This is a genomic window from Faecalibacterium sp. Marseille-Q0746, from assembly GCF_017377595.1.
Taxonomy (GTDB): domain Bacteria; phylum Bacillota; class Clostridia; order Oscillospirales; family Ruminococcaceae; genus Faecalibacterium; species Faecalibacterium duncaniae.
On sequence record NZ_JAFREI010000002.1, the window covers coordinates 90525 to 116202 of the forward strand.

A 25678-nucleotide genomic window follows, 5' to 3' on the forward strand; every position below is an offset into this window, starting at 1 on the left:
TGTGAAAATCGTTCAAAAACAAAAAAGTGTGAAATTACCTTGTTAATTTTTTGGCGGGCACTTGAAGGTTTCCGCGATTTGGTCTATAATAAAGCTACCGTGATTATTATCCGATAAAAGGGTAAGAACATTTAGGAGGTACTATTAACATGGCTGTTAGAGTTGCTATCAATGGTTTTGGTCGTATTGGCCGTCTGGCTTTCCGTCAGATGTTTGATGCTGAGGGTTACGAGGTCGTTGCAATCAACGATCTGACCAGCCCCAAGATGCTGGCTCACCTGCTGAAGTACGATACCGCTCAGGGTTCCTTCTGCGGCAAGATCGGCGAAGCCAAGCACACTGTCGAGGCTACCGAGGATTCCATCATCGTCGACGGCAAGGAGATCAAGATCTACGCTGTTAAGGACGCAAAGGATGCTCCCTGGGGCGAACTGAACGTTGATGTTGTTCTGGAGTGCACCGGCTTCTACACCAGCAAGGAGAAGAGCATGGCTCACATCCAGGCTGGCGCAAAGAAGGTCGTTATCTCTGCTCCCGCAGGCAACGACCTGAAGACCATCGTCTTCTCCGTCAACGAGAAGACCCTGACCGCTGAGGATCAGGTCATCTCTGCTGCTTCCTGCACCACCAACTGCCTGGCTCCCATGGCTGACACCCTGAACAAAACCTACCCCATCGTTTCCGGCATCATGACCACTGTTCATGCTTACACCGGCGACCAGATGATCCTGGATGGTCCTCAGCGCAAGGGCGACCTGCGCCGTGCTCGTGCTGGCGCACAGAACATCGTTCCCAACAGCACCGGCGCTGCTAAGGCTATCGGCCTGGTCATCCCCGAGCTGAACGGCAAGCTGATCGGCTCTGCTCAGCGTGTGCCCGTTCCTACCGGTTCTACCACCATCCTGGTTGCCGTTGTCAAGGGCAAGGATGTCACCAAGGAGTCTATCAATGCTGCTATGAAGGCTGCTACCTCTGAGTCCTTCGGCTACAACGAGGATCTGATCGTTTCTTCCGATGTCATCGGCATGCGTTACGGCTCTCTGTTTGACGCTACTCAGACCATGGTCGCTAAGATCGACGACGACACCTATCAGGTTCAGGTCGTGTCCTGGTACGACAACGAGAACTCCTACACCTCTCAGATGGTCCGTACCATTAAGTACTTCGCTGAGAACTGCTAATTACAGCTCTACGCTCAAAAGTGCTTGAAGTGCCGTGCTGAATGACGGCTGGTACCGGCTTTGCTGGTACGAACATGCTGTGATTGGTATGACAACAGGATAACGAGTTCAATACCCTTCCTTTTGCGGGTTTCCGTGAGAGGAAGGGTGTTTTTTATGTGTTTGAAGGATCTCCGCGATGAATTTCTGTATTATGTTACTGTTCGACACCGGGATGCGCTGCAATGAGATGGTCCTGATGGAGCCGGAAGATATCAAACCGGACTATATTCTGGTCAAGCAATGATGTAAGAAATTATTTTGTTTGTCTTATATATAGAACATAGAATATGCTATAATGTCTTATATGATAGACAAAATGAGCAGTAGGAGAAACTATTACAAACAACGATCTGCTGAAGAAAATTGCTGCAACCGTGACCGAACCGCACCACCATATCATCGTGACCTACGAGGAAGATTCTGACACTGAGGTAGACGGTGTTGCGATCTCGGTCGTTCCTCTGGTTGATTTTTTACTGACAACGTGAGATTCCTGCGACCACAACCGTACGAACCACATGATTCATGAAGCAAAACCCCGGTGGTGCGGATTACCAGCATCCGGGGGGTAGTTAAAAATCTGGTAAGGGACACTGACCCGGTAGAATGAGATAGTTGTTCCATCTCCCCAGACCGAATTAGAATCTAGCAGCAAAAGGCCTCTGTCTTTCACAGAAATGTGATGGACAGGGGCCTTTTAGCGTAAAAAAAGCCTGACCCATGCAAAAGAGCACAAATCAGGCTGACAATGGATATGAAATTCTAAAATTCACTTAGAAAAGAGAGTACGCGTTGCAGGGAAAGCCGAGCAGATCGTTCGGTGAGCTATTGGTTCTCTTGCTCCAGTTCATCGAACAGCACACAGGAAAAGAACTGACCAAGCGTGATATCAAGACCATCACAGAGCTTTTTAATGGTGGCGATGGACACACGCTGACGGGATGGGTCGAGCATACTATATACCGTAGATGGTGTTACACCGGCACGGGTTGCTAACTCGTTGGGGCGTATCCCATGCTGGTTGCAGAGCTGTTCAAAGCGTTTGGCAACGGCATCTTTTACTGTCATGATGAAATTCACCTCAATAGGATGGTACAGAAGTTCGTGCAGTTTTGCGTGCGCAACTGCGTATATCACGAAAGTATTTTATGCTGTAGAGAATACATGGATGCGTAACGACAAAGAATATATTTAGCAAAAAGTATCCTCCACATGGAAAATGGAGGGCCATGGACAAAATATGGCGCTATTCTATCAGATTTTGCGCCTTCCTGCCCCTCATAGACACCTGATGGGAGAATATCCGGTTCATCTCCCTGCGCTTTCGGGTCAGGTCAGAGTGCACATAGCGCTGCAAGGTGATGTTGGCGTTGGCATGTCCCAACAATTCGCTGAGGGTCTTTACATCACACCCCGCCTGCAAACAGGTGGTAGCAAAGGTGTGTCGCAGCGCGTGCGGACGTACTTGCCGGACGGTCGCCTGCTTCAGATACGCTTTGATGCTTTTCCGGTAGCAGCGGGGTTCTGTGGGCTTGGACTCGCTGCCGGACAGGAACCATGCAGCATTGCTGGCTTTTCCGCGCAGCTTTTTCAGCATAATAAGCAGCTGATTCGGGATTGGAATTTCCCGGCGGGAGGTGCAGGTTTTGGGTGTCTGGATGACCACCTTTGTATGGCCGTTTCCACAGGAAATTCTGCAGACCGTCCGATTGATGTTCAGCGTGCCGAGTTTCAGGTCAAAATCGCCCCATTGCAAGCCGCAGATCTCACCAATACGCAAACCTAATTCAAGTCCGAATAATAAGCCGATTTTGCGAGGCGTAGGGTTCGCCTGTACATATTGATGAAGTCGCTGCTGTTCCGCCGGGGAGAGAGGCGCAGAAATTTTGTCGCTGGCTTTTGGCAACGCAACTTCCAGCTCCATTGGACGAATCAGACGTAAATGAGCGGCATATTTGCAGATGCGGCGCAGCATGGAGAGACATTCCCGGGCAGAGGAGTTTCCCAGCGGTTTGTGTGCGGCATCTGTGGGCGCAACGATCTGCTGCATGGCCTGCTCCAGAAAGCTTTCCTCAAGGGATGCAACGGGCACTTTGCTCAAAACCGGAAGAAGATATTTGTGCAGCGTGTACGAATAATGCGCATAGGTGGATTCTTTTATAGCGTTTTTCAGGGAGTACAGCCATACCTCGGCTAGTGCTTCAAAGGTCAGGTCAGTTCGATTCAGGTTGTAAAAGCCCGCCTCGGCTTTCCTTTGAATCAGCACCCGTTTGACCTCCACATAGGCCGTTCCGTAAACGTAACCCCATTGGATCTTCCCCTCTGGTGTGCGCGCCTTGATGTACCTGCCTTCCCACCGACCGTCCTTACGCTTGCGAATGTTTTCTCCCCGTCGCGCCATCGCTGTTTCCTCCTGCTGTTTAGACCCTCATCTGACCCCTTATTTTCTCCATCTTCGTTTACAGCTGGAATTATTATACAGAACTGGGCATGGCACAAAAACAATCCGGCCTTCGCGATGTTTTTTTAGGGTCAAATGTGATACATTTATGATGATTTCTATTGAATCCCAGATATAACCATGATAAAATAAGATGAGATTATAGACAACGATGTCAAAGGAACGGTATCCTCCATTTTCCATGTGAAGGATACCCCTGAATTGCGGAAAGGGGTGAACAAGGTGGCACTGCGTCTGTTCGAGCACAACGAGAAAGCATATCATGCGGCAGTCCGGATGATGGAGCAGTATGGCAAGGCCGCCATTGTCCACCCGACCGGCACTGGAAAGAGCTACATTGCGTTCAAGCTGATCGAAGACAACCCGGAAAAGGTTGTGATCTGGCTTTCTCCCAGTGAATATATCTTCAAGACACAGCTGGAGAGCCTGAAAAGGAACGACCCGGATTTTCCGTTGGCAAACGTTCACTTTTATACCTATGCCAAACTGATGTGCTGCACCCAGGCGCAACTGGATGATATCGCAGCGCAGAAACCTGCCTATATTATACTCGATGAATTCCACCGTGCCGGTGCGGAATGTTGGGGCGAAAGCACGGTGGCTTTATTAAGGTTATGCCCGGACGCAAGACTGCTGGGCTTGACAGCGACAAACATCCGATATCTGGATAATAACCGTGACATGGCCGAAGAGCTTTTTGACAGCTGTGTTGCGAGCGACATGACCCTTGGCGAAGCAATCGTCAGGGGTATTTTGCCTGCTCCGAACTATGTGACCACCGTCTATCAGTACCAGAAAGACTTGGCACGCTATCAGACAAGAGTGGATAATCTGCGTTCTGCTGGGATTCAGGACGTAAATCAAAAATATCTGGATGCCCTGCGTCGCGCCTTGGAACAGGCAGATGGATTAGATAAGGTTTTCGCTCATCATATCACGAACAAGTCTGGAAAATACATCGTGTTCTGCGCCAACAAGGAGCACATGGACGAAATGATCTCTCATGTGCCAGAGTGGTTTGCAGGGGTCAACCCAGAGGTGGTGGTCTACGAAGCTTATTCTGATGACCCTGGTACAGACAAGGCTTTTGCAGACTTCAAGACGGATGAGAGCGACAAACTGAAGCTGCTGTTCTGCATCGACATGCTCAACGAGGGGGTTCATGTAGAAGGCATTTCAGGTGTCATCCTGTTCCGGCCCACCATCTCACCCATCATCTACAAGCAGCAGATTGGCCGCGCTTTGACCGCTGGGGAAAATTCTACGCCGCTTATCCTTGATGTAGTCAACAACTTCGAGGGTCTATGCAGCATTGCGGGATTGCAGGGCGAGATGCAGGAGGCGGTCCATCGGCTCTATGCCAACGGTGAGGGCGATAGGATCGTCACCGAACGGTTTGAAGTTGTCGAGCAGGTGCATGACTGCCGGGTGCTGTTTGAGCGGCTGCAAGCAAGCTTGTCCTCTAGTTGGGACCATTATTTTTCGGAAGCAAGCATTTACTATGCGGAGCATGGCAGCCTGAATATTCCAAAGCGTTATACCACACCGGCGGGATTGAGCCTTGGCGAATGGCTGACGACCCAGCGCCGTGTTCGTGCGGGACAGATTCCGGGGAACTTGACCGAACAGCAAATAGCACGGCTGGACAGCATCGGGATGGAGTGGGGCAACCGCAACGATGCCGCATGGGAACGTGGTCTGGAAGAAGCGAGAAAATTTCGGGAACAGTTTGGGAATTTGCAGGTCCCGGCGAAATACAAAACGAAAGATGACTATCCTCTGGGAAAGTGGATCAACAATGCGCGGAAACGCCGAAACGATGGAAAACTGATAGAAGAACGCATCCGACAGTTGAATCAGTTGGGGATGGCGTGGAAGGTATTTGATGTCCGATGGGAACAGGGGTATGCACTTGCGGCAGTCTATGCGCAGGAGTATGGAAATCTGGATGTTCCACGAGATTATAAAACAGCAGATGGAAAAACGCTTGGCCGCTGGATTCAAAATCAAGAACTAGCCTATGAGCAGAAAAAGTTGTCTGCGGATCAGATCAAACGACTGGAAACCATAGGAATGCAGTGGGGCAGTCGCTATGACCGACAGTGGAATGAGGTTTATCAGGCAGCGAAACGGTACTTTGAGGCAAATGGAGACCTTGATGTCCCGGTGGCCTATGTTTCGCCGGAGGGCTATGCCCTTGGAAAATGGGTGCGGCGGCAGCAGTATGCATATCGGAATCCGGAGAAGAGCAATGCGATTTTATCACAAGAGCGCATTGAGTTGCTGGATGCCATCGGAATGCAGTGGGAGAAACCGGACCCGTGGCAGCACCGGTACGAGCTGGCGCAGGAGTATAAAAGATGCCATGGAAATCTGGAGATTCCAGCAAAATACAAGACTGCGGATGGCATTTGGCTGAGCCGATGGGTGTACAACCAGAAACGGCTGCTGCAAAGCGGGTCGAAAAAGTTGAGCGAAGAGCAAAAGAAAAAGCTAAAGGAGCTATTGGGGTATTATGTCAAAATTTCAGCATGATGTGATGTTGAAAATCGTAAAAATCATCGATTTGGTAATGATCACAATTCCGTTTGCACTTTGTTGGGAGCTGTATTATTCGTATCAGATCTATGCAAAGTTTGGTTGGAAGGGCAACTGGGCCATGATCGGTCTGTTTGCGGTGTTGTTCTTTCTGTTAGGTAAAGTCTACGATGCGTTCTGGATGTCTTTGCAACGCATTTCGGAGTTGATTTATGGGCAAGTGCTGGCGGCAATGGCGACAGACGGCATTCTGTATATCGTGATCTGCCTGATGTCCCGGCGGCTCTGCAATATTCTGCCGGGTATTGCGGCGATTGTCGGACAGGTCGTGATGGCTTCAATCTGGGCAAAATGCGCCCATCGCTGGTATTTCCGGACCTTCCCTCCTCAGCCCACCGCAGTGGTCTATGATGTCCGGCATGGTCTGGAAAAGCTCATCAATGAATATGGCCTCTCGAAAAAATACGATGTCAAGATGACATTGAACGTTGAGGAATGCCTGAACGACCTGAGTCTGCTGGATGGAATGCAGAGCGTGTTCATCAGCGGTGTCCACAGCCATGAGCGCAATATCATCCTAAAATACTGTGTGGGACAGGGCATCAATGTGTTTGTGATCCCTCGTGTGGGAGATGTGATTATGAGCGGTGCCCAGCCGATGCATATGTTCCATCTGCCCATGCTGCGTGTGGGTCGCTATATGGCAAGCCCGGAATTTCTGTTTGTGAAACGGGTAATGGACATTGTGATCTCACTGGCAGCATTGGTTATCCTGAGTCCGTTGTTTCTGATTACGGCTATTGCCGTCAAGTCCGATGGTGGCCCGGCTTTTTACAAGCAGGTTCGCCTTACCAAAGACGGCAAACCGTTCGAGATCCTGAAGTTCCGTTCTATGCGAGTGGATGCTGAAAAGGATGGTGTAGCACGCCTTTCCACCGGTGATAAAGATGACCGCATCACGAAGGTGGGCCACGTCATTCGTGCCTGCCGTCTGGACGAGCTGCCCCAGCTTCTCAATATCTTGAAGGGTGATTTGTCTATTGTAGGCCCTCGTCCGGAGCGCCCGGAAATCGCCGCCCAGTATTGCGAGGAGATGCCGGAATTTGCGCTGCGCCTGCAGGCAAAGGCTGGCTTGACCGGTTACGCACAGGTGTATGGAAAATACAACACCACTCCCTACGATAAGCTGCAGATGGACCTGATGTACATCGCCCATCCCAGCCTGATTGAAGACTTGAAAATCATGCTGGCAACCGTCAAGATCTTGTTTATGCCGGAGAGCACGGAAGGTGTGGCAGAAGGTGCGACCACGGCGATGGGGCAGGAGACGGAAGAGTGATGCAGAATGATTTTGGTCTGATCAGTATCATTATGGCAGCGTACAATGCTGAAAAAACGATTGAACAAGCGATCAACTCAGTCTTGAGCCAGACGTACCCTGATTTCGAACTTTTGGTTGTGAACGACTGCTCGACAGATAAAACCGCAATGTTGGCTGAAGCAATCGTGAAAAAAGATGATCGGATTCGGTTGATTTCGAATGAGAAGAACAGCGGCGTTTCTTACACCCGGAAACATGGGCTGGAAGAAGCTAGCGGTGAGTGGGTCGCTATTCTTGACAGCGATGACGCGTGGGCACCGGAGAAACTGGAAAAGCAGATCAAGCTTCAAAAGAAAACAAATGCAGACCTGCTGTTTACCGGATCGGCTTTCATGGATGCGGATGGAAAACCAATCGACTGGTATCTAGCTGCTCCTGCAGAAGTTACCTACCGGCAGCTGTTGAAACAGAATGTCTTATCTAATTCTTCTGCGCTTGTCCGTAAGGAGCTATATGCAAAGTACTATGCGGTAGGCGATGGAATGCATGAAGACTTTGCGCTGTGGCTCAATATCCTGAAAGATGGACGAAAGGCCTATGGTGTAGATGAGCCGCTGCTCATTTATAGAATTGCAAAATCATCGAAGTCGGGCAACAAGTTCAAGGCTGCAAAGATGAATTGGAATACATATCGGTATATCGGATTGAACCCGATAGAGGCCGCTTATTATGAGGGCTGGTACATGATAAAAAATGTGATTAAGTACACGAACCTGAAAATATCCGGGGGGGGGGGGGGATGGAATGAGGTAATTTACATTGCTTCGTTTGATATTCTGGTCTTCCCTGAGCAACTGCATGAAGAACAACTGGAGGCTGCATGATGGCTTCCAAGTATTCTGTATTGATGTCAGTTTATCACAGAGAAAAACCAGAGTATTTGAAGCAAGCAATTGAGAGCATTCAAGCACAGACTCTCCCGACGGATGATTTCATACTGGTATGTGACGGACCACTGAATGATGCGCTGGACAAGGTGATTACCAAAAAGCAGCGAGAGATGGGGATAACTTTAAATGTCGTTCGCCTTGCTAAGAACGGTGGACTTGGCAATGCACTGAATGAGGGCATCAAACATTGCAAGAATGAACTGGTTGCCAGAATGGACAGTGATGATATTGCGTATCCGGATCGCTGTGAGAAACAGCTTGCTGTGTTTAACGAGCATCCAGAAGTGAGTATTTGCTCCGGCATCGTGGAAGAGTTTACTACTGATCCGAATACCGTCGATGCGAAGCGTGTGCCACCGGAGACGAATGCGGAAATTGTGGAGTTTGCAAAGAAGCGCAATCCGTTTAATCATCCTTGCGTGATGTATAAGAAATCTGCAGTCGAGGCAGTAGGCTCTTATCAGGATTTTTATCTGCTGGAAGATTACTATCTTTGGCTTCGGATGCTGATGGCGGGGTATCAAGGCTACAACATTCAAGAGCCGCTGCTCCATATGAGGGCCGGCTCGGATATGTACCTGCGGCGTGCCGGTTGGAAGTATGCCAAGACGCAGGCCAAGCTGTTCAAGTTTATGAAACAGCAAGGCTTTATTGGAAAAGGGCAGTACATTAGGAGCTGTGTGATTCGTAGTGGGTCGGCGTTGGCTCCGAACTGGCTACGAAAGTTTATGTTTGAGAAAGTACTGAGAAAGTAAGGAAAACATGAGAATTGCAGTTTTGATTCAATGCCATAAAAATCCGAAACAGATCAACCTTCTTCTGGAGAGGTTGAATCACCCGGATATTGATTGCTATCTTCATATTGATAAGAAGGCTGACTTTGCAGATAAAATTATTCATAGAGAAAATGTGTTTGTGCTTCCGGATGAACAGCGTGTTTCGGTGGAATGGGCACAGATTTCGCAGGTTACGGCAACGCTAAATCTTCTGAATACAGCTGTTACTGGTATAAGGGGGGGGGGGCTATGACTACTATTGGTTGATTAGTGGACAAGATTGGCCGCTTCGTTCAGCAGATGAAATTGTAAAGTTCTTTGAAAAACACAGCGGCGTGAATTTTGTTCAGTATTGGGATAGTAAAAATCACGGGAACCATAAACAAAACAATTTAGACAAACGAAATCAAATTTATTTTCCAATCAAATTTATTGGCCCAAAACCGTGGCAAAAAATCATCAAGAGGGGATGGGTTGAGCTCACAGGAGGATACAATCGAACGTGGAAAATTTTTGAAAGGAAACAGCTAGGGGTTGATTTCTATTTTGGGAGTCAGTGGTGGGCGTTGACAGGTGAGACGGTGGAGTGGATTATAAATTACCTTGGCCAACACGAGGACTACTATATATTCTATAAAAATACCGTATGTCCGGATGAATCGTTCTTTCAGACATTAGTGATGAGGTCACCTTATGCAGACAAGAAAACAGACTACCTGACTTATTTGCATTTTTCAGAAGGAGCGAACAGTCCGGATATACTAAGAGCAAGTGACTTTCCACAAGCGAAGGAAAGTGGATGTCTTGTAATGCGAAAAGTTGATATGGATGTTGATGACTTTTTTGTTAGCCGATAGAAGAGAGGAAAAAGGATGCCAGAAATAAGTGTTATTGTTCCAGTTTATAAGGTTGAAAAATACCTTGATCGGTGCATAGAGTCCATTGTAAATCAGACCTATCCTGATCTTGAACTTATTCTTGTTGACGACGGCTCTCCGGATAATTGTCCTGCCCTGTGTGATGCGTGGGCAGAGCGTGATGAGCGAATTCGAGTGATTCACAAGAAAAATGGCGGTCTTAGTTCTGCGCGAAATGCAGGAATGGATGTAATGTGCGGAAAATATGTATGCTTTATTGATTCCGATGACTGGATCGAATTGAACTTTCTCGAAGTCTTAAGGAGTCTTTTTGAAAAGTATCCGCAGGCAAAAATTACGGCGTGTGCCTCAAGGCAAGATGCAATCCCCGATTTTCAAGTTATTCAGCCAAAAGAATATATAACCGTTTATGACAAAAGAAAAATGTTTGATTATTTTTTTCGGGTAAACGGAGAGCCAAGTAATACAGGTGTGTGGAATAAGCTTATAAAAACTTCCATTTTAGAAAACTTTAGGTATGTAATTACTTTAAACGAAGACGTAGAAGCATGTTATGAGTTTTATACAAGAGCAGATTTTATGGTGGAAACAAATCAAATCCTACATCATTATTTTGTGAATAACAGTGGAATTACACGTTCTACTTTTTCGGAAAAAGATTTGGACTATCTTTCCGTATGGGATCGTGTTGTAACTCGCACTGAACAGGAACAGCCGGATTATTTGAGATTTGCTATTTTGGCGAGAAAAAGAGCAAATTTTACAATGCTTTCTAAAATGCTAATTCGTGGATATGATAAGAAAAATAAAAATCTAAAAAGTATTTACAAAAGACTGAAGAGTGAAGTCCGAAAAGATTACTTCCAGCTACTTACGTCAAAAATGCCGCTGAGCAGAAAAGTATTGCTGACATTAGAGTGCATTTGAATGATATGATTTTTATAATAAATTATTTTTTGATGATTGCAGAAGGCTTCGTGTTGAAAAGACGATCCTTAAAATGCGGGAAAAAGCTTTTCGTAATAATTACTTTTCTTCAGTTAGCGGCTATTGTTTCATTGAGAAAAGAAACGGTTGGTATAGATACAGCAATGTATATTCAACTGCTTGAATGGAGCAAAAATGATATTGAAATCTATTGGATTGAGGCGGGCAGCAGAGCGTATATACATCTGCTAGGTAACATATGCACAACATATACGGAATATCTGGCAGCATGGGCAATACCGACTGTGGTGTTGTTTTATCGTTATATAATCCGAAATTCGAAAGATATATACCTTTCAATATACATTTTTGCGAGTTTAATGTTCTATTTCCTAGAGTTCAGTCTGGTGCGGCAAGCGTTGGCGATAGGAATTGTTCTGCAAGCAGTGAGTTTGCTGGATGAGAGAAAATATTTTCGGTATATATTGATCATTTTGATAGCAATGAGTTTCCATTCGAGTGCTGCAGTTTTCTTTTTGCTACTTCCGATTTCCTTTGTGAAATGTAAAATAAATTTGTCGCTGTCTATAATGATTGTAGCGTTATGTGGTATTTGTGCAGTTTTCGGAAGAATATTAACGGAAATCGGGGCAAGACTGATTGGATATTCGAGCTATTTGCAGACCGAATATGCGAACGCTGGAAATGTTCTTCACCCTGCGTTGTTTTTGATCATCTTAATGTTCTGCACGATCTTAAGTATAGGGACAAAATCTACAAAAAAAAGAAAGTTCAAAATCGAGTATGAAATGTTGGCAGTAGGTGTTCTGTTCTATTGGATTTCACTTTCAGTGCAAATTGTAAATCGAATTCCGTATTATTTTACGGGAAGTGTGATGACGATATTGCCAAATTTGATTGTGGAAATGAAAAACAGAAAACAAGCGAAGATAGTGAATATATGCGTGATAGTTTTTCTCGTTCTCTATGAGTTCTTGATGATAGCGCGAAGTGCCCAAGGAATTATGCCGTATCAATTCTTTTGGGAATGAAAAAGTATAAGGTTAGGATGAAAAAATGATGAATCAGAAAATTCCGAAGATAATCCATTATTGCTGGTTTGGCGGAAATCCTCTTCCAGAGTTGGCGCAAAAGTGCATTGCATCATGGAAAAAGTACTGCCCGGAATATGAAATCAGAGAGTGGAATGAAAGCAACTTCGACTTGAATTGCTGCGATTATGTTCGGGAAGCTTATGAGGCAAAAAAGTGGGCGTTTGTGAGCGATTATGCTAGATTTTGGATTTTGTATCATAAGGGTGGCATTTATTTTGATACTGATGTCGAAATTATTAAACCGCTGAATGAAATTTTAAAACAGGGGGCTTTTTTAGGCTGCGAAACTCTGTATACTGTAGCACCCGGATTAGGTATGGCTGCTAATCCCGGATTAGTCATATACAAAGAAATGCTTGATTTTTATGAAAAGCGGCATTTCCGAAATCAGAATGGTGCGATTGATACAACAACAATTGTGACTTATACGACACAGATTTTGATGCAACACGGATGGAAACCGGAGAGAGAAATTCAAACGGTAGAGGGCATTACGATTTATCCGCCAGAGTACTTTTGCCCGATGAATTACAAAAGTGGCGAATTAAATATAACTAAAAATACGAGAACTATCCACCATTATGCGGCATCTTGGTATGGAAAAACAGATAAGCAAATTGCTACAATCAATAAAAAATGTATTGAACGCTTTGGCGTAAATGTTGGACAGAAAGTTAGTGCGATATTAGTTCTACCAGTTCGACTTAAAAGAAAATTGGAGTACAAGGGAATCATAAAGAGTAAAAATCACTAGGGAAAAGTCTATGAACAGCATGCGCTGTATTATAACACAGAACGAGTACTGAGCAGCTATCATGGAGAGTACAGCTTGATTCGGGAAAATCGGCAGTGGATTGATCAACGTTTTCCGGAATGGCGAAACAATCCATATCTCAAAAAGGAACCGTTAACGATGAGGCTGAAAATCTATATGACAGCATCAAATGTTGCGCCGCTGAAATACTATCGCAAAATAAGAAAAACTATTAAAGGAATTGTTAAGAAAATAAATGAACACTGAACGTAGAACCGGTGTAGTTCTGTCATATATTCAAGTCATTTTAAATGTTCTGGTCAACATTATCTATGTTCCGGTATTGTTGCATTACCTTGGCCAAAGTGAATACGGTCTTTATCAGATCGTCGGCTCCTTTTTCTCGTATGTCACGGTATTTGAATCCTGTATGTCTGCGGGAGTCCTGCGCAATTACTGCAATGCACTTGGAAAACAGGATGAACAGTTGGCAAGGGAAATTCTTTCTACAGCACGCAGCATCTATCGGCTGATGGCAGCCGGAATGACAGGGCTTGGAGTTGTTGTAATTTTAGGCTTCCGGGCTTTTTATGCCAGTTCCTTTACGGGGGCGGAACTCCAGGAGAGCACCATCATCCTTGGGATGCTGTTCTGCAATATGGTTGCAACTCTGTTGAGTTCAGTCTATCTGACAGTGATCACAGGGCAGGAACGCTTTGTGTTTTTGAAAATTTCCGGGATCTTACTTCAGACAGTTCAGCCACTGCTTGTGATCCTCTGCGTGATGAGGCTCCCTTATGCAATGTCTGTGACAGCAGTCATTGCAGGTTTGAATTTGGTCAACATCCTGTTTCGCTGGTGGTATGTTCAGTGCAGGTTAGAAATCCGGATTCCGACGCTGAAACCGAATTCAAAAGTGGCAAAAGAAATTTTGACCTTGTCTTCGGCCATCCTGATCGGATGCATCGCAGATCAGATTTTCTGGAAAACAGATCAGGTCATTTTGGGCAAAATGTTCAGCACCGCAGTTGTTGCGGTATACTCTGTTGGTGCGCAGATCTACATGATCTATATGCAGTTTGGGACACAGATCGCAGGTGTTTTTTACCCGCGGGTCAGTGTGTTGTATCAGGAAGAAAATGGATTGCAGAAGGTTTCGGATCTGTTTATTCGGGTTGGACGGGCTACATTTTTTGTGATACTGCTGGTTTTGTCCGGCTTCATCATTTTTGGTCGTGAATTTCTGCTGGTATGGGTCGGCGAAGGCTATGAGGCAGCCTATTGGGTTGCAATCATTGTAATGCTGCCGTTCTCTGTTGATCTGGCACAAAACCTCGGATTATGCATTCTACAGGTCAAAGGACAGTATGGTTTTCGTGCGAAGATTTACCTGCTGAGTGCACTACTGAACATTATAACGACAGTGTTATTCGCAGGCAGGATCGGAATCACCGGTGCGGCACTTTCCACAGGAATTTCGATGTTTCTGACCAGTGGATTGATAATGAACTGGTTTTTTCAGAAAAGAGTCGGCCTGAACATGATAAAGTTCTGGAAAACTACAATTGGCATCATAAGTTTGGCAGTTCTTCTCACCGGGGCTGCATGTTTCATCAAGGGAATAATTTGGCATGATCCGGTATCTGTAATACAATTGGGCCTCGGCATTCTCCTCTATACCATAGTGTACGGCGCAGTAATGTTTTTGTTTGCAGCTGATCCGGCAGAGCGTGAGCTGCTGCAGAGGCTTTTAAAAACAAGAAGAAAGTCAAGATTGTAACTTACAAATGAAGTAAAATTGCTTCATATCGAACAAGATGGCTACATTTCCCACACCATGGCCCCAAATCACGTCCGGAGAAATTTCAGTTAATCAGCAGGAATATGTTGGCAATCTAGCTGTCATATAGCTTCTAAAGAGAGTGCTTGGGAGAGCTGCTGCCCCGGCGGAAGCCCTAGGCCTCAGGCGCTCGAACCGTGGAATACCGTAAGAATATACGCTGAAATCTGAAAAATGCAGGCCAGAAGCGAAACGGATTGAATTCTTGCAAATGACGCTGAAACGTGATATAATCGTAGTATGAACAAACCGGTTTTGGTACGACAACGGTATGTTCTGGTACTGTAACTGTTGTTACAAAACTGTGAAGAACTACTTGGAAAAGTGCAAAAATTCAGCGTAGCTGCGACGACACCTATCAGGTTCAGGTCGTGTCTTGGTACGACAACGAGAACTCCTACACCTCTCAGATGGTCCGTACCATTAAGTACTTCGCTGAGAACTGCTGATCGGAGTTTCTCCTGAGCTGAATAAAGCTTGACTGCGCCCTTTCTCTTGTGTGATGCGAGAGAAAGGGCGCTTTTTGCTGACCATTTTGGGTGCGATAAGGCGCTTTTGTGAAATGGCATGATCCATTCGCAGTGATCCGACAAAAGCAGTGCTGCATTCGACCTCCATCTATTGCAACCCTTCTCCCGATATGATAAAATGGTAAAAATAAATGGAGACAACGAAACAGTATGATTACGAAACGTGAAAAACTGCAGTATGGATACCTGTTTCTGATTGATCTGCTCTCTCTGGCTCTCAGCATCGGGCTGGCGTGGGGGCTGACCGCAGGTGTTCTGCACAAGATGGGGGACTTCCAGCTGGACGATCTGGTAGAAGCCTGTTTTTTATTGCTGCTGGCCTATATTCTGACTTTTTTTACATTTGATCAGAGCGAAAATATCGTGAACCGCACTCCGATTCGTGAAGTTGAAATTGCGGTGCGGTTCAATTTTTTGCTGACTCTCATTGATGCGGCCTGTCTGGCGCTGACCAAGGCTTCCATGCTGCATTCCCGCTATTTTCTGGTGTTTGTGCCCGTCATCGATGTCTTTGTGATGACGGGCGCTCATGCTGTCCTCAAAAAGATGCTGATGCGCTCCCGCTATACCAAGGGGATTCAGAGCCTTGTGGGGGTGGTGACTACGCAGGAGAACGCAAGCCCCATTCTGGAAGAGCTGAAAAAGGACTGGTCCAAGCGTGTGACCGGCCTTGCCATTCTGGAAGCTGCCCCGGAGCAGCTTCACACTGAGATCGATGGGGTGAAGATCGAGGCGAACTTCGATAATTTCATGGACTGGCTGCGGCAGGCAGCGCTGGATGAAGTGTATCTGGATGTGGCGCAGGAGAGTGAGGAGAACATGCTGCCCTATCTCGAGGAGATGGAGAGCATGGGGCTGACGGTCCATTTCCGCCTGCCGGTGCTGGACCGGATCGAAAAAGCCTGCTGCGATGAGACCAGTGCGGTGCGCATCAGCCGGGAACTGAGCCGCTGTGCGGGCGGCAATGTTGTGACGATGGGCACGGTGGAACTCAAGCTGCGGGATCAGGTGCTGAAGCGGGCCATGGATATCGTAGGCGGCATCGTGGGGTGCATCATCAGTATCCCCATCATTGCGTTGGTGGCCATCCCGCTCAAGCTGGAAAGCCCCGGCCCGCTGATCTTCAAGCAGCGCCGGGTGGGCCGGAATGGACGGGTGTTCTACATCCACAAGTTGCGCAGCATGTATGTGGACGCGGAAGCACGCAAAAAGGAGCTGATGGCCCAGAACGAAATGAACGGCCTGATGTTCAAGATGGAGGATGACCCCCGGATCACCCGAGTGGGCCGCTTCATCCGTCGCACCAGCATCGATGAGCTGCCGCAGTTTTTTGACGTTGTGCGGGGCTCCATGAGCCTGGTGGGTACCCGCCCGCCCACGCTGGATGAGTACCGGCAGTACGAGAGCCATCACAAGCGCCGCCTTTCCATGAAGCCGGGAATTACCGGCCTGTGGCAGGTAAGCGGCCGCAGCGATATTGATGATTTTGAAGAAGTGGTCAAGCTGGATGTCCAGTACATCGACAACTGGTCCATCTGGATGGATATCTACCTGCTGTTCAGGACGGTGGGCGTTGTGTTTGACCGGAAAGGGGCAAAATGAATTATATTCTTTTTGGTGGATCTGGTTTTATCGGCACCCATCTCATTCATTTGCTGCTGAAGGAGTGCGTCAGACCCGGCGACGTGATCTACGACCTGGATCTTGTGATGCCTGGGGAAGAGGGCGTGGTGCCGGGCATTGTGGAAAAGAACGATGGGGTGCAGTATATCCGGCTGGATGTGCGCAAGCCCATCGATTTTGAGTTCGTTCCGACCCCGGAGGATGTGATCTTTGATCTGGCAGCGGTCCACCGCACCCCCGGCCACCCGGAAGAAGCCTATTTTGAAACAAATATCCGGGGCGCGGAAAATGTGACCGCATTTGCGGAAAAATACGGCATCCGGAAGATCCTGTTCACCAGCTCCATTGCACCCTATGGTGCGTCTGAGGACCTTAAGACGGAGGAGACTCTGCCGACGCCCAACACGCCGTATGGGATCAGCAAGCTGGTGGCAGAAAAAATCCACCAGATCTGGCAGGCCCGTGATCCGGCCCGGGAGCTGACCATCGTGCGGCCAGGCATCGTTTATGGCAAAGGGGAGCACGGCAACATGACCCGCCTGTACAGGGGGCAGAAGAAGGGCTACTTTTTTTATGCCGGCCGGAAGGACACCATCAAGGCGTGCATCTATGTCAAGGAGCTGGTGCGCTTCTTCAAGTACCGGATGCTGGAACATTCTTTCCCCGGAGCAGAGATCTATAACTGTACTTACGAGCCGGCTTATACCATTGAAGAAATCTGCAATGCGATGCAGAAGGCGACCGGCCTGCACCGCCATGTGCCGTTGGTGCCCGCCGGACTGCTGCTGTTTGCAGCGGGCATTCTGGGACCCATCGGGGGCAAAAAGGTGGGTATCCATCCCGCCCGTGTCCGGAAGCTGATGGTATCCACCAATGTCTGCGGCAGAAAGCTGACCGCCACTGATTACAAGTTCCACTATACGCTGGAGGAGAGCTTTCGGGACTGGTTCGAGGATTGTGACCGCAAGGAGCTGGTATGACCATGGAGCAGAATGCACAGCCCATCCGTGTGGCCCAGATGATGACGGATATGAACTACGGCGGTGTGGAGATGGTGGTGATGAACTACTACCGCCACATGGACCGTTCCAGAGTTCAGTTTGATTTTTTTGCGCTGGAAGGCTCGACTCTGCCCCAGCGGGAAGAGATCGAACGGCTGGGCGGCCGGGTGTATGTGGTGCCAAAATATACCCACCTGCCGCAGTATGAACGGGAGATCGGGCGGCTGTTCCGTCAGAACGGATACCAGATCGTTCACTCCCACATGAACACCCTGAGCGTGCTTTCCCTCTGGGGGGCAAAGCGTGCAGGGGTGCCCAACCGGATCGCGCATAACCATTCTACGGTGGGCAGGGGAGAAGGGGCAAAAAATGTGATGAAGTACCTGCTCCGTCCCTTTGCCGCAGTGTACCCCACCCGGCTCTGTGCCTGCTCCAGAACGGCAGGCAGCTGGCTTTATGGTGAAAAGCCTTTCCGGGTGTTCAACAATGCCATTGAGCTCGACCGCTTTACTTATGATGCCGCCAAACGGAAAGCCGTCCGGCAGGAGCTTGGCCTGGGGGATGAACTGGTGCTGGGCCATGTCGGGCGGTTCTGCTATGCCAAAAATCACGAATTTCTGCTGGATGTAATGGTGGAGGTCTGCAAGCAACGGCCGGATGCCGTTTTACTGCTGATCGGAGAAGGGGAAAACGAGGCCGCTGCCCGCCGGAAAGCGGAGGCACTGGGGCTGCAGGAGAATGTCCGTTTTCTGGGCCGCCAAAGCGATCCCGCAAAGTTTTATCAGGCCATGGATGCCTTTGTTCTGCCCTCGCGGTATGAGGGGCTTGGGATCGTGCTGATCGAAGCACAAGCGGCGGCATTGCCGGTCATCTGTTCCACAGAGGTGCCGCAGGAGGCTCAGGTCCTGCCCGAGATGCAGTACCTGAGCTTGCAGGAAAGCCCGGCAGTCTGGGCGGATGCGGCGATCCGGGCTGCAGAAAATGCCCGGCGGCGGGATACCTCTGCCGAGATGCGGGCAGGCGGCTTTGATATCGTCACCGAGGCGAAGAAGCTGGAAGAGTTTTACTTCGACCTGCTGAAATGAGGAGATAAGATGGACCCTTTGATAAGCATCATCGTTCCTGTTTATAATGTGAAGCCATATCTGAGCCGCTGTGTGGACAGTCTACTGGGGCAGAGTTATCAGAATATGGAGCTGCTGCTGGTGGACGACGGCTCCACCGATGGCAGCGAGGCCCTCTGTGATGAATATGCTGCACGGGATGCCCGGGTGCGGGTGCTCCACAAGAAAAATGGCGGTCTGTCCGATGCCCGCAACGCTGGTGTGGACGCAGCAAAGGGGGAATATCTCTCTTTTGTGGATGGCGATGACTGGGTGTCACCTTATTACATCGAGAACCTGTACCGGGCACTGGAGCAGGCGGGAGCGGATTTTTCAGCCAGCTGTTTTGAAGAGGTGTTCGAGGGCCAGCCGGTGCAGTCCGTGCCCACAGAGCGTCTGGAAGCATTCGAGATCCTGAGCCGGGAGGAATGCCTGCGCCGCATCCTGTATCAGGAGGGCATGGAGGTGACCACCCCCACCAAGCTCTATAAGCGTGCACTGTTTGAGGGCGTGCGCTACCCGGTGGGCAAGCTCTATGAGGATATCCCGGTCGCCTATGAGGTGACAAAGCGTGCCCATAAGGCGGCACATATCGCAAATCGGGATTACTACTATTTCCAGCGGGGCAGCAGCATCCAGAATATGGCCTTCAACCCCAGAAAGCTGGACAGTGTGCGGCACTGCCACGCGCTGATGGAAAATGTGAAGCGTGATTTCCCCCAGCTGAGCCGTGCGGCAGAATGCCGCTATCTGAGCAATGTCTGCAATATTCTGTTCCAGATCCGGGACAGGCAGCATGAAAAAATAGAGAAGGCTCTCTGGCAGGAAGTGAAAAAATACCGCCGGAATGTTCTGCTGGACCCGCAGGCCCGCAAAAAGGCCCGGCTGGCGGCGGCGCTCTCCTACAGCGGCTACGCCATGACCCGACGGGTTTATGAAAAAACGCAATGGCGTGGAAAAAAGTAAAGTGGAGGGATCCGGTTGGAGGAAAGAAAACCGCTTGTATCGGTCATTGTGCCGGTCTATAATGTTTATCCGTATCTGCGGGACTGTGTGCAGAGCGTGCAGGTGCAGAGTTACCAGAACTGGGAGCTGCTTTTGGTAGACGACGGCTCTACCGATGGCAGCGGGGAGCTTTGTGATGAACTGGTTGCGGAGGATGGCCGCATCCAGGTGTTCCATAAGCCCAATGGGGGACAGTCCGATGCCCGGAATGTCGGGTTGAAACAGATGCAGGGAAAATATTTTTACCTGCTGGACAGCGATGACCTGATCCGCTCCACGGCCCTTGCCCAGTTCGTGGAGCATTGTGAGGCGGATGGTGCTGACGCGGCCCTTACCCCGCTGGAGATGTTCTCGACAGATCAGCCGGAGGGGCGGACGGATAATTCGCACCAGATCCCAGAGCTGCTGAACCGGGAAGAGACCATGCGCCGGATGCTGCTGCATCAGGGCATCGGGCATGGGGCAGGCGGTGTTTTCTTCCGGAGGGAGGTTTGGGGAGATTTGCAGTTCCCTGTGGGCATCCTGTACGAGGACTATGCGGTGATGTATCGGGCCATTGCCCGCTGTGCAAAAGTGGAAGTGTTTCCGGAACCGATGTACGATTACCGCATCCATACCGGTTCGACCATGAAGAGCGGCATTGCCGAGAAGAATCTGGTCATTCTGGATGTGGGCGAGGGTGTGACCCATTTTATTGCAGAAACTGTCCCTGTGCTGAAAGCAGAAGCGGAATACCTGCAGCTGGTTACATACCTGAAGACACTGAAAGGCATTCTGGATGGCGGCTTTGGCAGCTATCCGGAGGCTCAGGCACGGATCTGCCGCTTTGTACAGGAGTATCGGGCGCTTGCCCGGCGGCCCTGGGCCAAAAAGGCAGACCGGATCAAGGTGGAAACACTTCTGATCAGCAAGCGGCTGTTTTATGCCGTTTATGGGCTGGGAGAATGGAAAAATAAACACACAATCGAAAAATAAAATGGAGAAGTTATGCTGATTTATCTGGGGGCTTTTGCGATTTCTGTGGGCATTGCCGCCTATGGCGAGCACCTGCGGACGAAGAAAAACAACGAGAAGGGCTTTTATCTCTGCCTGGCGCTGGCGGTGCTGGTGATGGCGGTATTGGCAGGCTTGCGGGACCCGTCCATTGGCACGGACAGCGTGGTGTATGAGGAATGGGTGGCGGATGCAAAGCTGCAGGATGGTCTGCTGGCCTGCATCCGGCAGCGGCACAAAACAGAGCCGCTGTTTATGACGCTGGTCTATCTGGCGGCCCATGTTTTTGGTGATGTTCACTGGCTCTACTTTATGGTGGATCTGCTGGCCTGCGGCCTGTTTATGATCGGGCTGGTGCAGTATAAGGAGTATGTCTCTGTGCCCTATGGCTGGCTGGCTTACCTCTGCCTGTATTATGGCGATACTTATAATGCCGAGCGGCAGTCTGTGGCGCTGGGCGTGGCATTTCTGGCGTTCAGCTTTGTGTGGAAGAAAAAGTATCACTGGGCGGTCCTACTGCTGGCGGTCTCCTGCCTGTTCCACAATGCCACCTTTATTTCGTTTGGCGCGCTGCTGATCTATATCCTGCTTCAGCATTTCGACAACTGGTGGGTCAAGGGTGGCCTGGCGGCATTTTCGGTCTACCTTGCCTTCTTCAGCAAGGCTGTGGTCAGGCTGGCCCTGAATGTGGACTTCATTGATCGACTTTACGGATATTATTATGATGCCAATGCGGGCGGTTTCACGCTGAATCCCATCATTGTGCGTCTGCCTTTTCTGATCCTGCCCATTGTGCTGTACCGCTGGTACGCAAAAGAGGAAGGGGAGGGCCGCCGCCGCTTTACCCGCTCGGATGCTGATTTCTGGATCGTGATGATCCTGATCGAGATGGCAACGGCCCAGCTGCGCAACATCAATGTGCCGCTCTACCGCATCTGCCTGTATTTTGCGTTCTTCCGTTATCTCGCCATTGGCCGTGTGGTCAAGTGCGTGGAGGATGAGCGTCTGCGCAAGCTGCTGAAGGCTGCCATGTGGGGAATGCTGGTCATCATCTGGATCTATCAGGCGTATATTCAGGGCAACAATGCCATTTGCCCGTACACCTCGGAGATCCTCCACATCGGCAGAGAAACATTCTTCTGAGGGAACAGAACATGGAGACAGAGCTGATCAGTGTCATTGTTCCGGTCTACAATGTGGAGCAATATCTCCGCCGCTGCGTGGACAGCATTCTGCACCAGACCTATCAGGATCTTGAGGTCCTGCTGGTGGACGATGGCTCCACCGATGCCAGCGGAGCCATCTGCGACGAATATGCCGCACAGGAAGAACGTGTAACAGCAGTCCACCAGAAAAACGGGGGACTCTCTGCAGCGCGCAACGCGGGGCTCGAACGGGCACAGGGAACGTATCTCTGCTTTGTGGATAGTGATGACTTTCTGGACAGCCGGATGCTGGAAACGCTTTGCCGTGACCTGCAGGAACAGGATGCGGACGTGGCTGTGGTGGGCTTCCGGATGTTTGAACGGGAGGAAGAGCTTGCCCCGGCAGAGCTCGCCGTACCGGTGCAGTGCATGACAGGCCGGGAGGCCATCCGTAGCACCCTTGTCTCGGATGAGCTGGGGGATTTTGCCTGGAACAAGCTTTACAAGCGGGAGCTGTTCCGGGATGTCCGCTATCCGCTGGGGCGGATGATGGAAGATCAGGGTACGACATACCGCATTTTTCAGCAGTGCAGCAAGGTCGTATACCGCCCGGTGCCGCTGTATTATTACTATCAGCGCCCGGACAGCATCCTTCACCGCAGGAACATGAAGTTCTACGAGGATAAGCTGGATATGGGCTATCAGAAATATCAGGCCATCCGGGAAGCATACCCGGGAATGTCAGAAAATGATGCCGCCATGCTGAGCGTGGTGGAGCACTGCTATCCGTATCTGATGCAGGATACGGAGCGCCGCGCAAAGATGGAGGCCTTTCTGCAGGAGTGTGACCCGGCGGCGGCAAAGCTGCTCTGCACCAGCAGCCAGCGGAAGTATCAGCTGCTCAGATGCAGCCGGAGGCTGTATGCAAAACTGTTCCTGCTGAAAAACGGCCCGGCGGCAAAATAAGGGAGGATAATTTGTGCTGAACGATACCGTCAGTATCATTGTGCCGATCTATAACAAAGAAAAGTATCTGGAAAAATGTCTGGACAGCATCCTTGGTCAGACCTATCGGGATCTGGAGATCATTCTGGTGGATGATGGGTCAACAGACAACTCTCTTTCCATCTGTCAGCGCTACGCGGAAAAAGATCTGCGGATCAAGATATACCACAAGCCAAACGGTGGTGTTTCTTCTGCGCGAAATCTGGGATTGGAAAAAAGTACAGGAAAGTATATTTCATTTGTTGATCCAGATGATTTTATTCATTCGGAATTTATAGAACGGCTGGAAATGATGTTGGTGCAATCGGACGCGGAAATTGCATACTGTAAAATGCTGGATGTTTGGGAAGGCAGTGACGTAGAACATATTCCCCAAATTACAGATAAAGTTTGCATATTGGATGCAAGACGGTACGATTGGTTTACACCAGCAGCGCATAAGGTCGCCTGCGGCGCAGTATACCGAAAAAGCTGTGTGAAGGATATTCGATTTTCTGATGACCTGTATATTGGAGAAGATACTCTTTTCTTAGCAGAATGCATCAAAAAAGCATCTAAGATTGTTCGTTCGGAAAGTGAATTATACTATTACTACCGCAATGATCAGTCGGTAACGCTGTGCGATTATTTTACTGGAAAATTAACAGAAATGATGGCGTGGGAGCGAATTGTTGTATTGTATGCGAATGAATCACTTGTACAGAAGACTGCAAAAGCGGGATATTCACAGGTTTGTCGTGAGTTAGTGGTTAAATATGGAAAGAGTGCACGCTTTATGGAAGAAGGTTATCCGAAAGCAAAAGCAGGGTTTTACAGATGGGCAAAGGAAATGATGCAACAGCAACTTCAGGAAAAGAGATATTTTTACTGGCTTAAAACCATGTATTCGTATTTCTTCTGGGACGCATGGGTAAAGAAAAAACAGGGTGAGTGAAAGTATCTAGTTATGAAGAAATCGCTTACATTAAATGCAATAATGAGTGGAATCAAGACGATTCTACAAATCATCTTTCCACTGATTACATTCCCGTACATATCTAACATTCTACAAGTAAATAATTTGGGCAAAGTGAACTTTGCCAGCTCCGTCTGCGGGTATTTTCTGCTGTTTGCAGGCCTTGGCATCTCCTCCTATGCGGTGCGTGAGGGTTCCCGCTATGTGAATGACCGGGAAAAACTGTCGGCTTTTGCATCGGAGATGTTCTCCATCAATATGATCTCCACGGCCCTGACCTATGCGGCATTGGCGGTGACGATGCTTTTCTGGACAAAGCTCCATGCCTATACCGACCTGATGCTGGTGCTGAGTTTACAGATCTTCTTTACGACCATCGGCACCGAATGGGTGTTCACGATCTTTGAGGAGTATACCTATATCACAGTTAGAGGTATTATTTTTCAAATAATATCAATTCTGATGATGTTCGCATTTGTTAAAACGCAGGACGATTACTGTATTTACGCAGGAATTACGGTGTTTGCCGCAGCAGGTGCGAATATATTGAACTTCTTTCGAGCTAGGAAATATTGCACGATTCGACTGACAGCAAAAATAGACTGGAAAAAGCATTTAAAACCAATACTTCTGATTTTTGCATCGAGCTTTGCAATTACGATTTATGTAAATTCAGATGTGACAATTCTCGGAGTTTTAACTTCAGACTATCATGTGGGAATTTACACCGTTGCAATGAAGATATATACGATGGTAAAATCGGTTCTGGCATCTATTCTTTTAGTATCTGTTCCGAGGTTGTCTCGTTATGCAGGAATGCAGGATAGGCTGAATTTTGAAAGGCTTTTTAATAAAGTATTCGGGGCAATGGTATTAACCGTTCTTCCGGCTGTAGTGGGATTGTTTGAACTAAGTCAAGAGGTCGTTCTTTTTATCTCAAGCGAAAGCTATCTGGAAGCAGCTGTGCCACTTCGCATTTTGAGTATAGCACTGGTAGCAAGTTTATTTGGGTGGCTCTATAATACTTGTGTTTTGGTGCCATGGAAAAGAGAAGGTCAATTTTTGGTAGCAACGCTTGTGAGTGCAATTTTGAACGTGGGGCTGAACATCCTGCTCATCCCGCGGTTCCGGGAGAATGCGGCGGCCTTTACCACCCTGCTGGCAGAACTGTGCTCCATGATGCTCTGTATCCGCTGCTCCAGGGGTCTGGTCACGGTCTCAGCTGACCGGCGCACCGTTGGCTCGGTGCTCTGCGGCTGTGCGGGTATCGTTCTTGTCTGTACCGGGGTCAAGGCACTGGCTCTGCCCAATCTCATCTGCATTCTGGCGGCAGTGCTGGGCTCAGTGGCTGCATACGCGGTCATCCTGCTGGGCATGAAAAATCCGCTGGTGCTGGAATATCTGGAAAAAGTGAAGCAGAAGTTCCGGAAAACATCCTGAATGGACAGGACCCGCTGTGGGGGCGAACACTCCCTGCAGCGGGTCCTTTTGGGAAAAAACGGCGTTTTTTGGTGCGTTCCGGCAAAATCACCACA

General features: G+C 48.8%; 22 protein-coding genes and 1 pseudogene. 20 read left to right on the forward strand and 3 right to left on the reverse strand.

Features of this window, described 5'->3' with window-relative positions; genetic code table 11:
- Positions 1–149 precede the first annotated feature (149 nt).
- On the forward strand, positions 150–1181 hold the full coding sequence (gene gap / locus J3351_RS01795; protein WP_156060671.1) for a type I glyceraldehyde-3-phosphate dehydrogenase: 1032 nt from the start codon (positions 150–152) through the stop codon (positions 1179–1181).
- Between the two features lie 867 nt (positions 1182–2048).
- Here gap and J3351_RS01800 read toward each other — a convergent pair.
- The 3 genes and pseudogenes from J3351_RS01800 to J3351_RS14050 all read right to left on the reverse strand — a co-directional run.
- The gene (locus J3351_RS01800; RefSeq protein ID WP_207696980.1) at positions 2049–2291 is read right to left on the reverse strand and encodes a helix-turn-helix transcriptional regulator; all 243 of its coding nucleotides are present in this window, start codon (positions 2289–2291) and stop codon (positions 2049–2051) included.
- Between the two features lie 178 nt (positions 2292–2469).
- Entirely contained in the window at positions 2470–3273 is an 804-nt protein-coding gene (locus J3351_RS01805) for a site-specific integrase (RefSeq protein WP_242699274.1), read from the reverse strand.
- A gap of 15 nt (positions 3274–3288) precedes the next feature.
- Positions 3289–3624, reverse strand: a pseudogene (locus J3351_RS14050) (site-specific integrase); the annotation flags it as partial.
- 282 nt (positions 3625–3906) lie between these two features.
- On the opposite strand from J3351_RS14050, the gene J3351_RS01810 reads away from it, so the two are divergent.
- The 19 genes from J3351_RS01810 to J3351_RS01900 all read left to right on the forward strand — a co-directional run bounded on the left by J3351_RS01810 (position 3907) and on the right by J3351_RS01900 (position 25583).
- Positions 3907–6219, forward strand: a complete 2313-nt coding sequence (locus J3351_RS01810) for a Helicase associated domain protein (RefSeq protein ID WP_307862845.1) — start codon at positions 3907–3909, stop codon at positions 6217–6219.
- The gene (locus J3351_RS01815) at positions 6200–7561 is read left to right on the forward strand and encodes a sugar transferase (protein ID WP_207696983.1); all 1362 of its coding nucleotides are present in this window, start codon (positions 6200–6202) and stop codon (positions 7559–7561) included. Before J3351_RS01810 ends, J3351_RS01815 begins: the two co-directional genes overlap by 20 nt.
- The gene (locus J3351_RS01820) at positions 7561–8427 is read left to right on the forward strand and encodes a glycosyltransferase family 2 protein (protein ID WP_207697056.1); all 867 of its coding nucleotides are present in this window, start codon (positions 7561–7563) and stop codon (positions 8425–8427) included. The genes J3351_RS01815 and J3351_RS01820 overlap by 1 nt, the downstream gene beginning before the upstream one ends.
- Positions 8424–9248: a glycosyltransferase gene (locus J3351_RS01825; protein WP_242699268.1), complete on the forward strand. Its 825-nt coding sequence runs from the start codon at positions 8424–8426 to the stop codon at positions 9246–9248. The genes J3351_RS01820 and J3351_RS01825 overlap by 4 nt, the downstream gene beginning before the upstream one ends.
- A 7-nt stretch (positions 9249–9255) precedes the next feature.
- A complete protein-coding gene (locus J3351_RS01830) occupies positions 9256–9522 on the forward strand; it encodes a hypothetical protein (RefSeq protein ID WP_207696984.1) in 267 nt (88 codons plus the stop codon).
- A gap of 10 nt (positions 9523–9532) precedes the next feature.
- Positions 9533–10126 carry a beta-1,6-N-acetylglucosaminyltransferase gene (locus J3351_RS01835; protein WP_207696985.1) on the forward strand — a complete coding sequence of 198 codons (594 nt, stop codon included), beginning with the start codon at positions 9533–9535 and terminating at the stop codon, positions 10124–10126.
- 15 nt (positions 10127–10141) lie between these two features.
- Positions 10142–11074 carry a glycosyltransferase family 2 protein gene (locus tag J3351_RS01840; protein WP_207696986.1) on the forward strand — a complete coding sequence of 311 codons (933 nt, stop codon included), beginning with the start codon at positions 10142–10144 and terminating at the stop codon, positions 11072–11074.
- A 53-nt stretch (positions 11075–11127) separates the two neighbouring features.
- Positions 11128–12126 (forward strand): EpsG family protein, encoded by a 999-nt coding sequence (locus J3351_RS01845; RefSeq protein ID WP_207696987.1) that lies wholly within the window; start codon positions 11128–11130, stop codon positions 12124–12126.
- A gap of 25 nt (positions 12127–12151) precedes the next feature.
- Positions 12152–12943: a glycosyltransferase family 32 protein gene (locus J3351_RS01850; RefSeq protein WP_156070770.1), complete on the forward strand. Its 792-nt coding sequence runs from the start codon at positions 12152–12154 to the stop codon at positions 12941–12943.
- A gap of 256 nt (positions 12944–13199) precedes the next feature.
- On the forward strand, positions 13200–14723 hold the full coding sequence (locus J3351_RS01855; RefSeq protein ID WP_156070768.1) for a lipopolysaccharide biosynthesis protein: 1524 nt from the start codon (positions 13200–13202) through the stop codon (positions 14721–14723).
- Positions 14724–15463: 740 nt separating this feature from the next.
- Entirely contained in the window at positions 15464–16915 is a 1452-nt protein-coding gene (locus J3351_RS01860; RefSeq protein WP_156065545.1) for a sugar transferase, read from the forward strand.
- Entirely contained in the window at positions 16912–17916 is a 1005-nt protein-coding gene (locus tag J3351_RS01865) for an NAD(P)-dependent oxidoreductase (RefSeq protein ID WP_156065542.1), read from the forward strand. Before J3351_RS01860 ends, J3351_RS01865 begins: the two co-directional genes overlap by 4 nt.
- Before the next feature lie 2 nt (positions 17917–17918).
- Entirely contained in the window at positions 17919–19022 is a 1104-nt protein-coding gene (locus tag J3351_RS01870) for a glycosyltransferase family 1 protein (RefSeq protein ID WP_207696988.1), read from the forward strand.
- A 9-nt stretch (positions 19023–19031) separates the two neighbouring features.
- Positions 19032–20006, forward strand: coding sequence for a glycosyltransferase (locus J3351_RS01875; protein ID WP_207696989.1), 975 nt, complete (start codon positions 19032–19034; stop codon positions 20004–20006).
- A 15-nt stretch (positions 20007–20021) separates the two neighbouring features.
- The gene (locus tag J3351_RS01880; protein WP_207696990.1) at positions 20022–21020 is read left to right on the forward strand and encodes a glycosyltransferase family 2 protein; all 999 of its coding nucleotides are present in this window, start codon (positions 20022–20024) and stop codon (positions 21018–21020) included.
- Positions 21021–21032: 12 nt separating this feature from the next.
- Positions 21033–22181, forward strand: coding sequence for an EpsG family protein (locus J3351_RS01885; RefSeq protein WP_207696991.1), 1149 nt, complete (start codon positions 21033–21035; stop codon positions 22179–22181).
- Between the two features lie 11 nt (positions 22182–22192).
- Entirely contained in the window at positions 22193–23149 is a 957-nt protein-coding gene (locus J3351_RS01890) for a glycosyltransferase (RefSeq protein ID WP_207696992.1), read from the forward strand.
- A 13-nt stretch (positions 23150–23162) separates the two neighbouring features.
- The gene (locus tag J3351_RS01895) at positions 23163–24122 is read left to right on the forward strand and encodes a glycosyltransferase (RefSeq protein ID WP_307862846.1); all 960 of its coding nucleotides are present in this window, start codon (positions 23163–23165) and stop codon (positions 24120–24122) included.
- Positions 24123–24134: 12 nt separating this feature from the next.
- Entirely contained in the window at positions 24135–25583 is a 1449-nt protein-coding gene (locus tag J3351_RS01900) for a flippase (RefSeq protein WP_207696993.1), read from the forward strand.
- Positions 25584–25678: the final 95 nt, after the last annotated feature.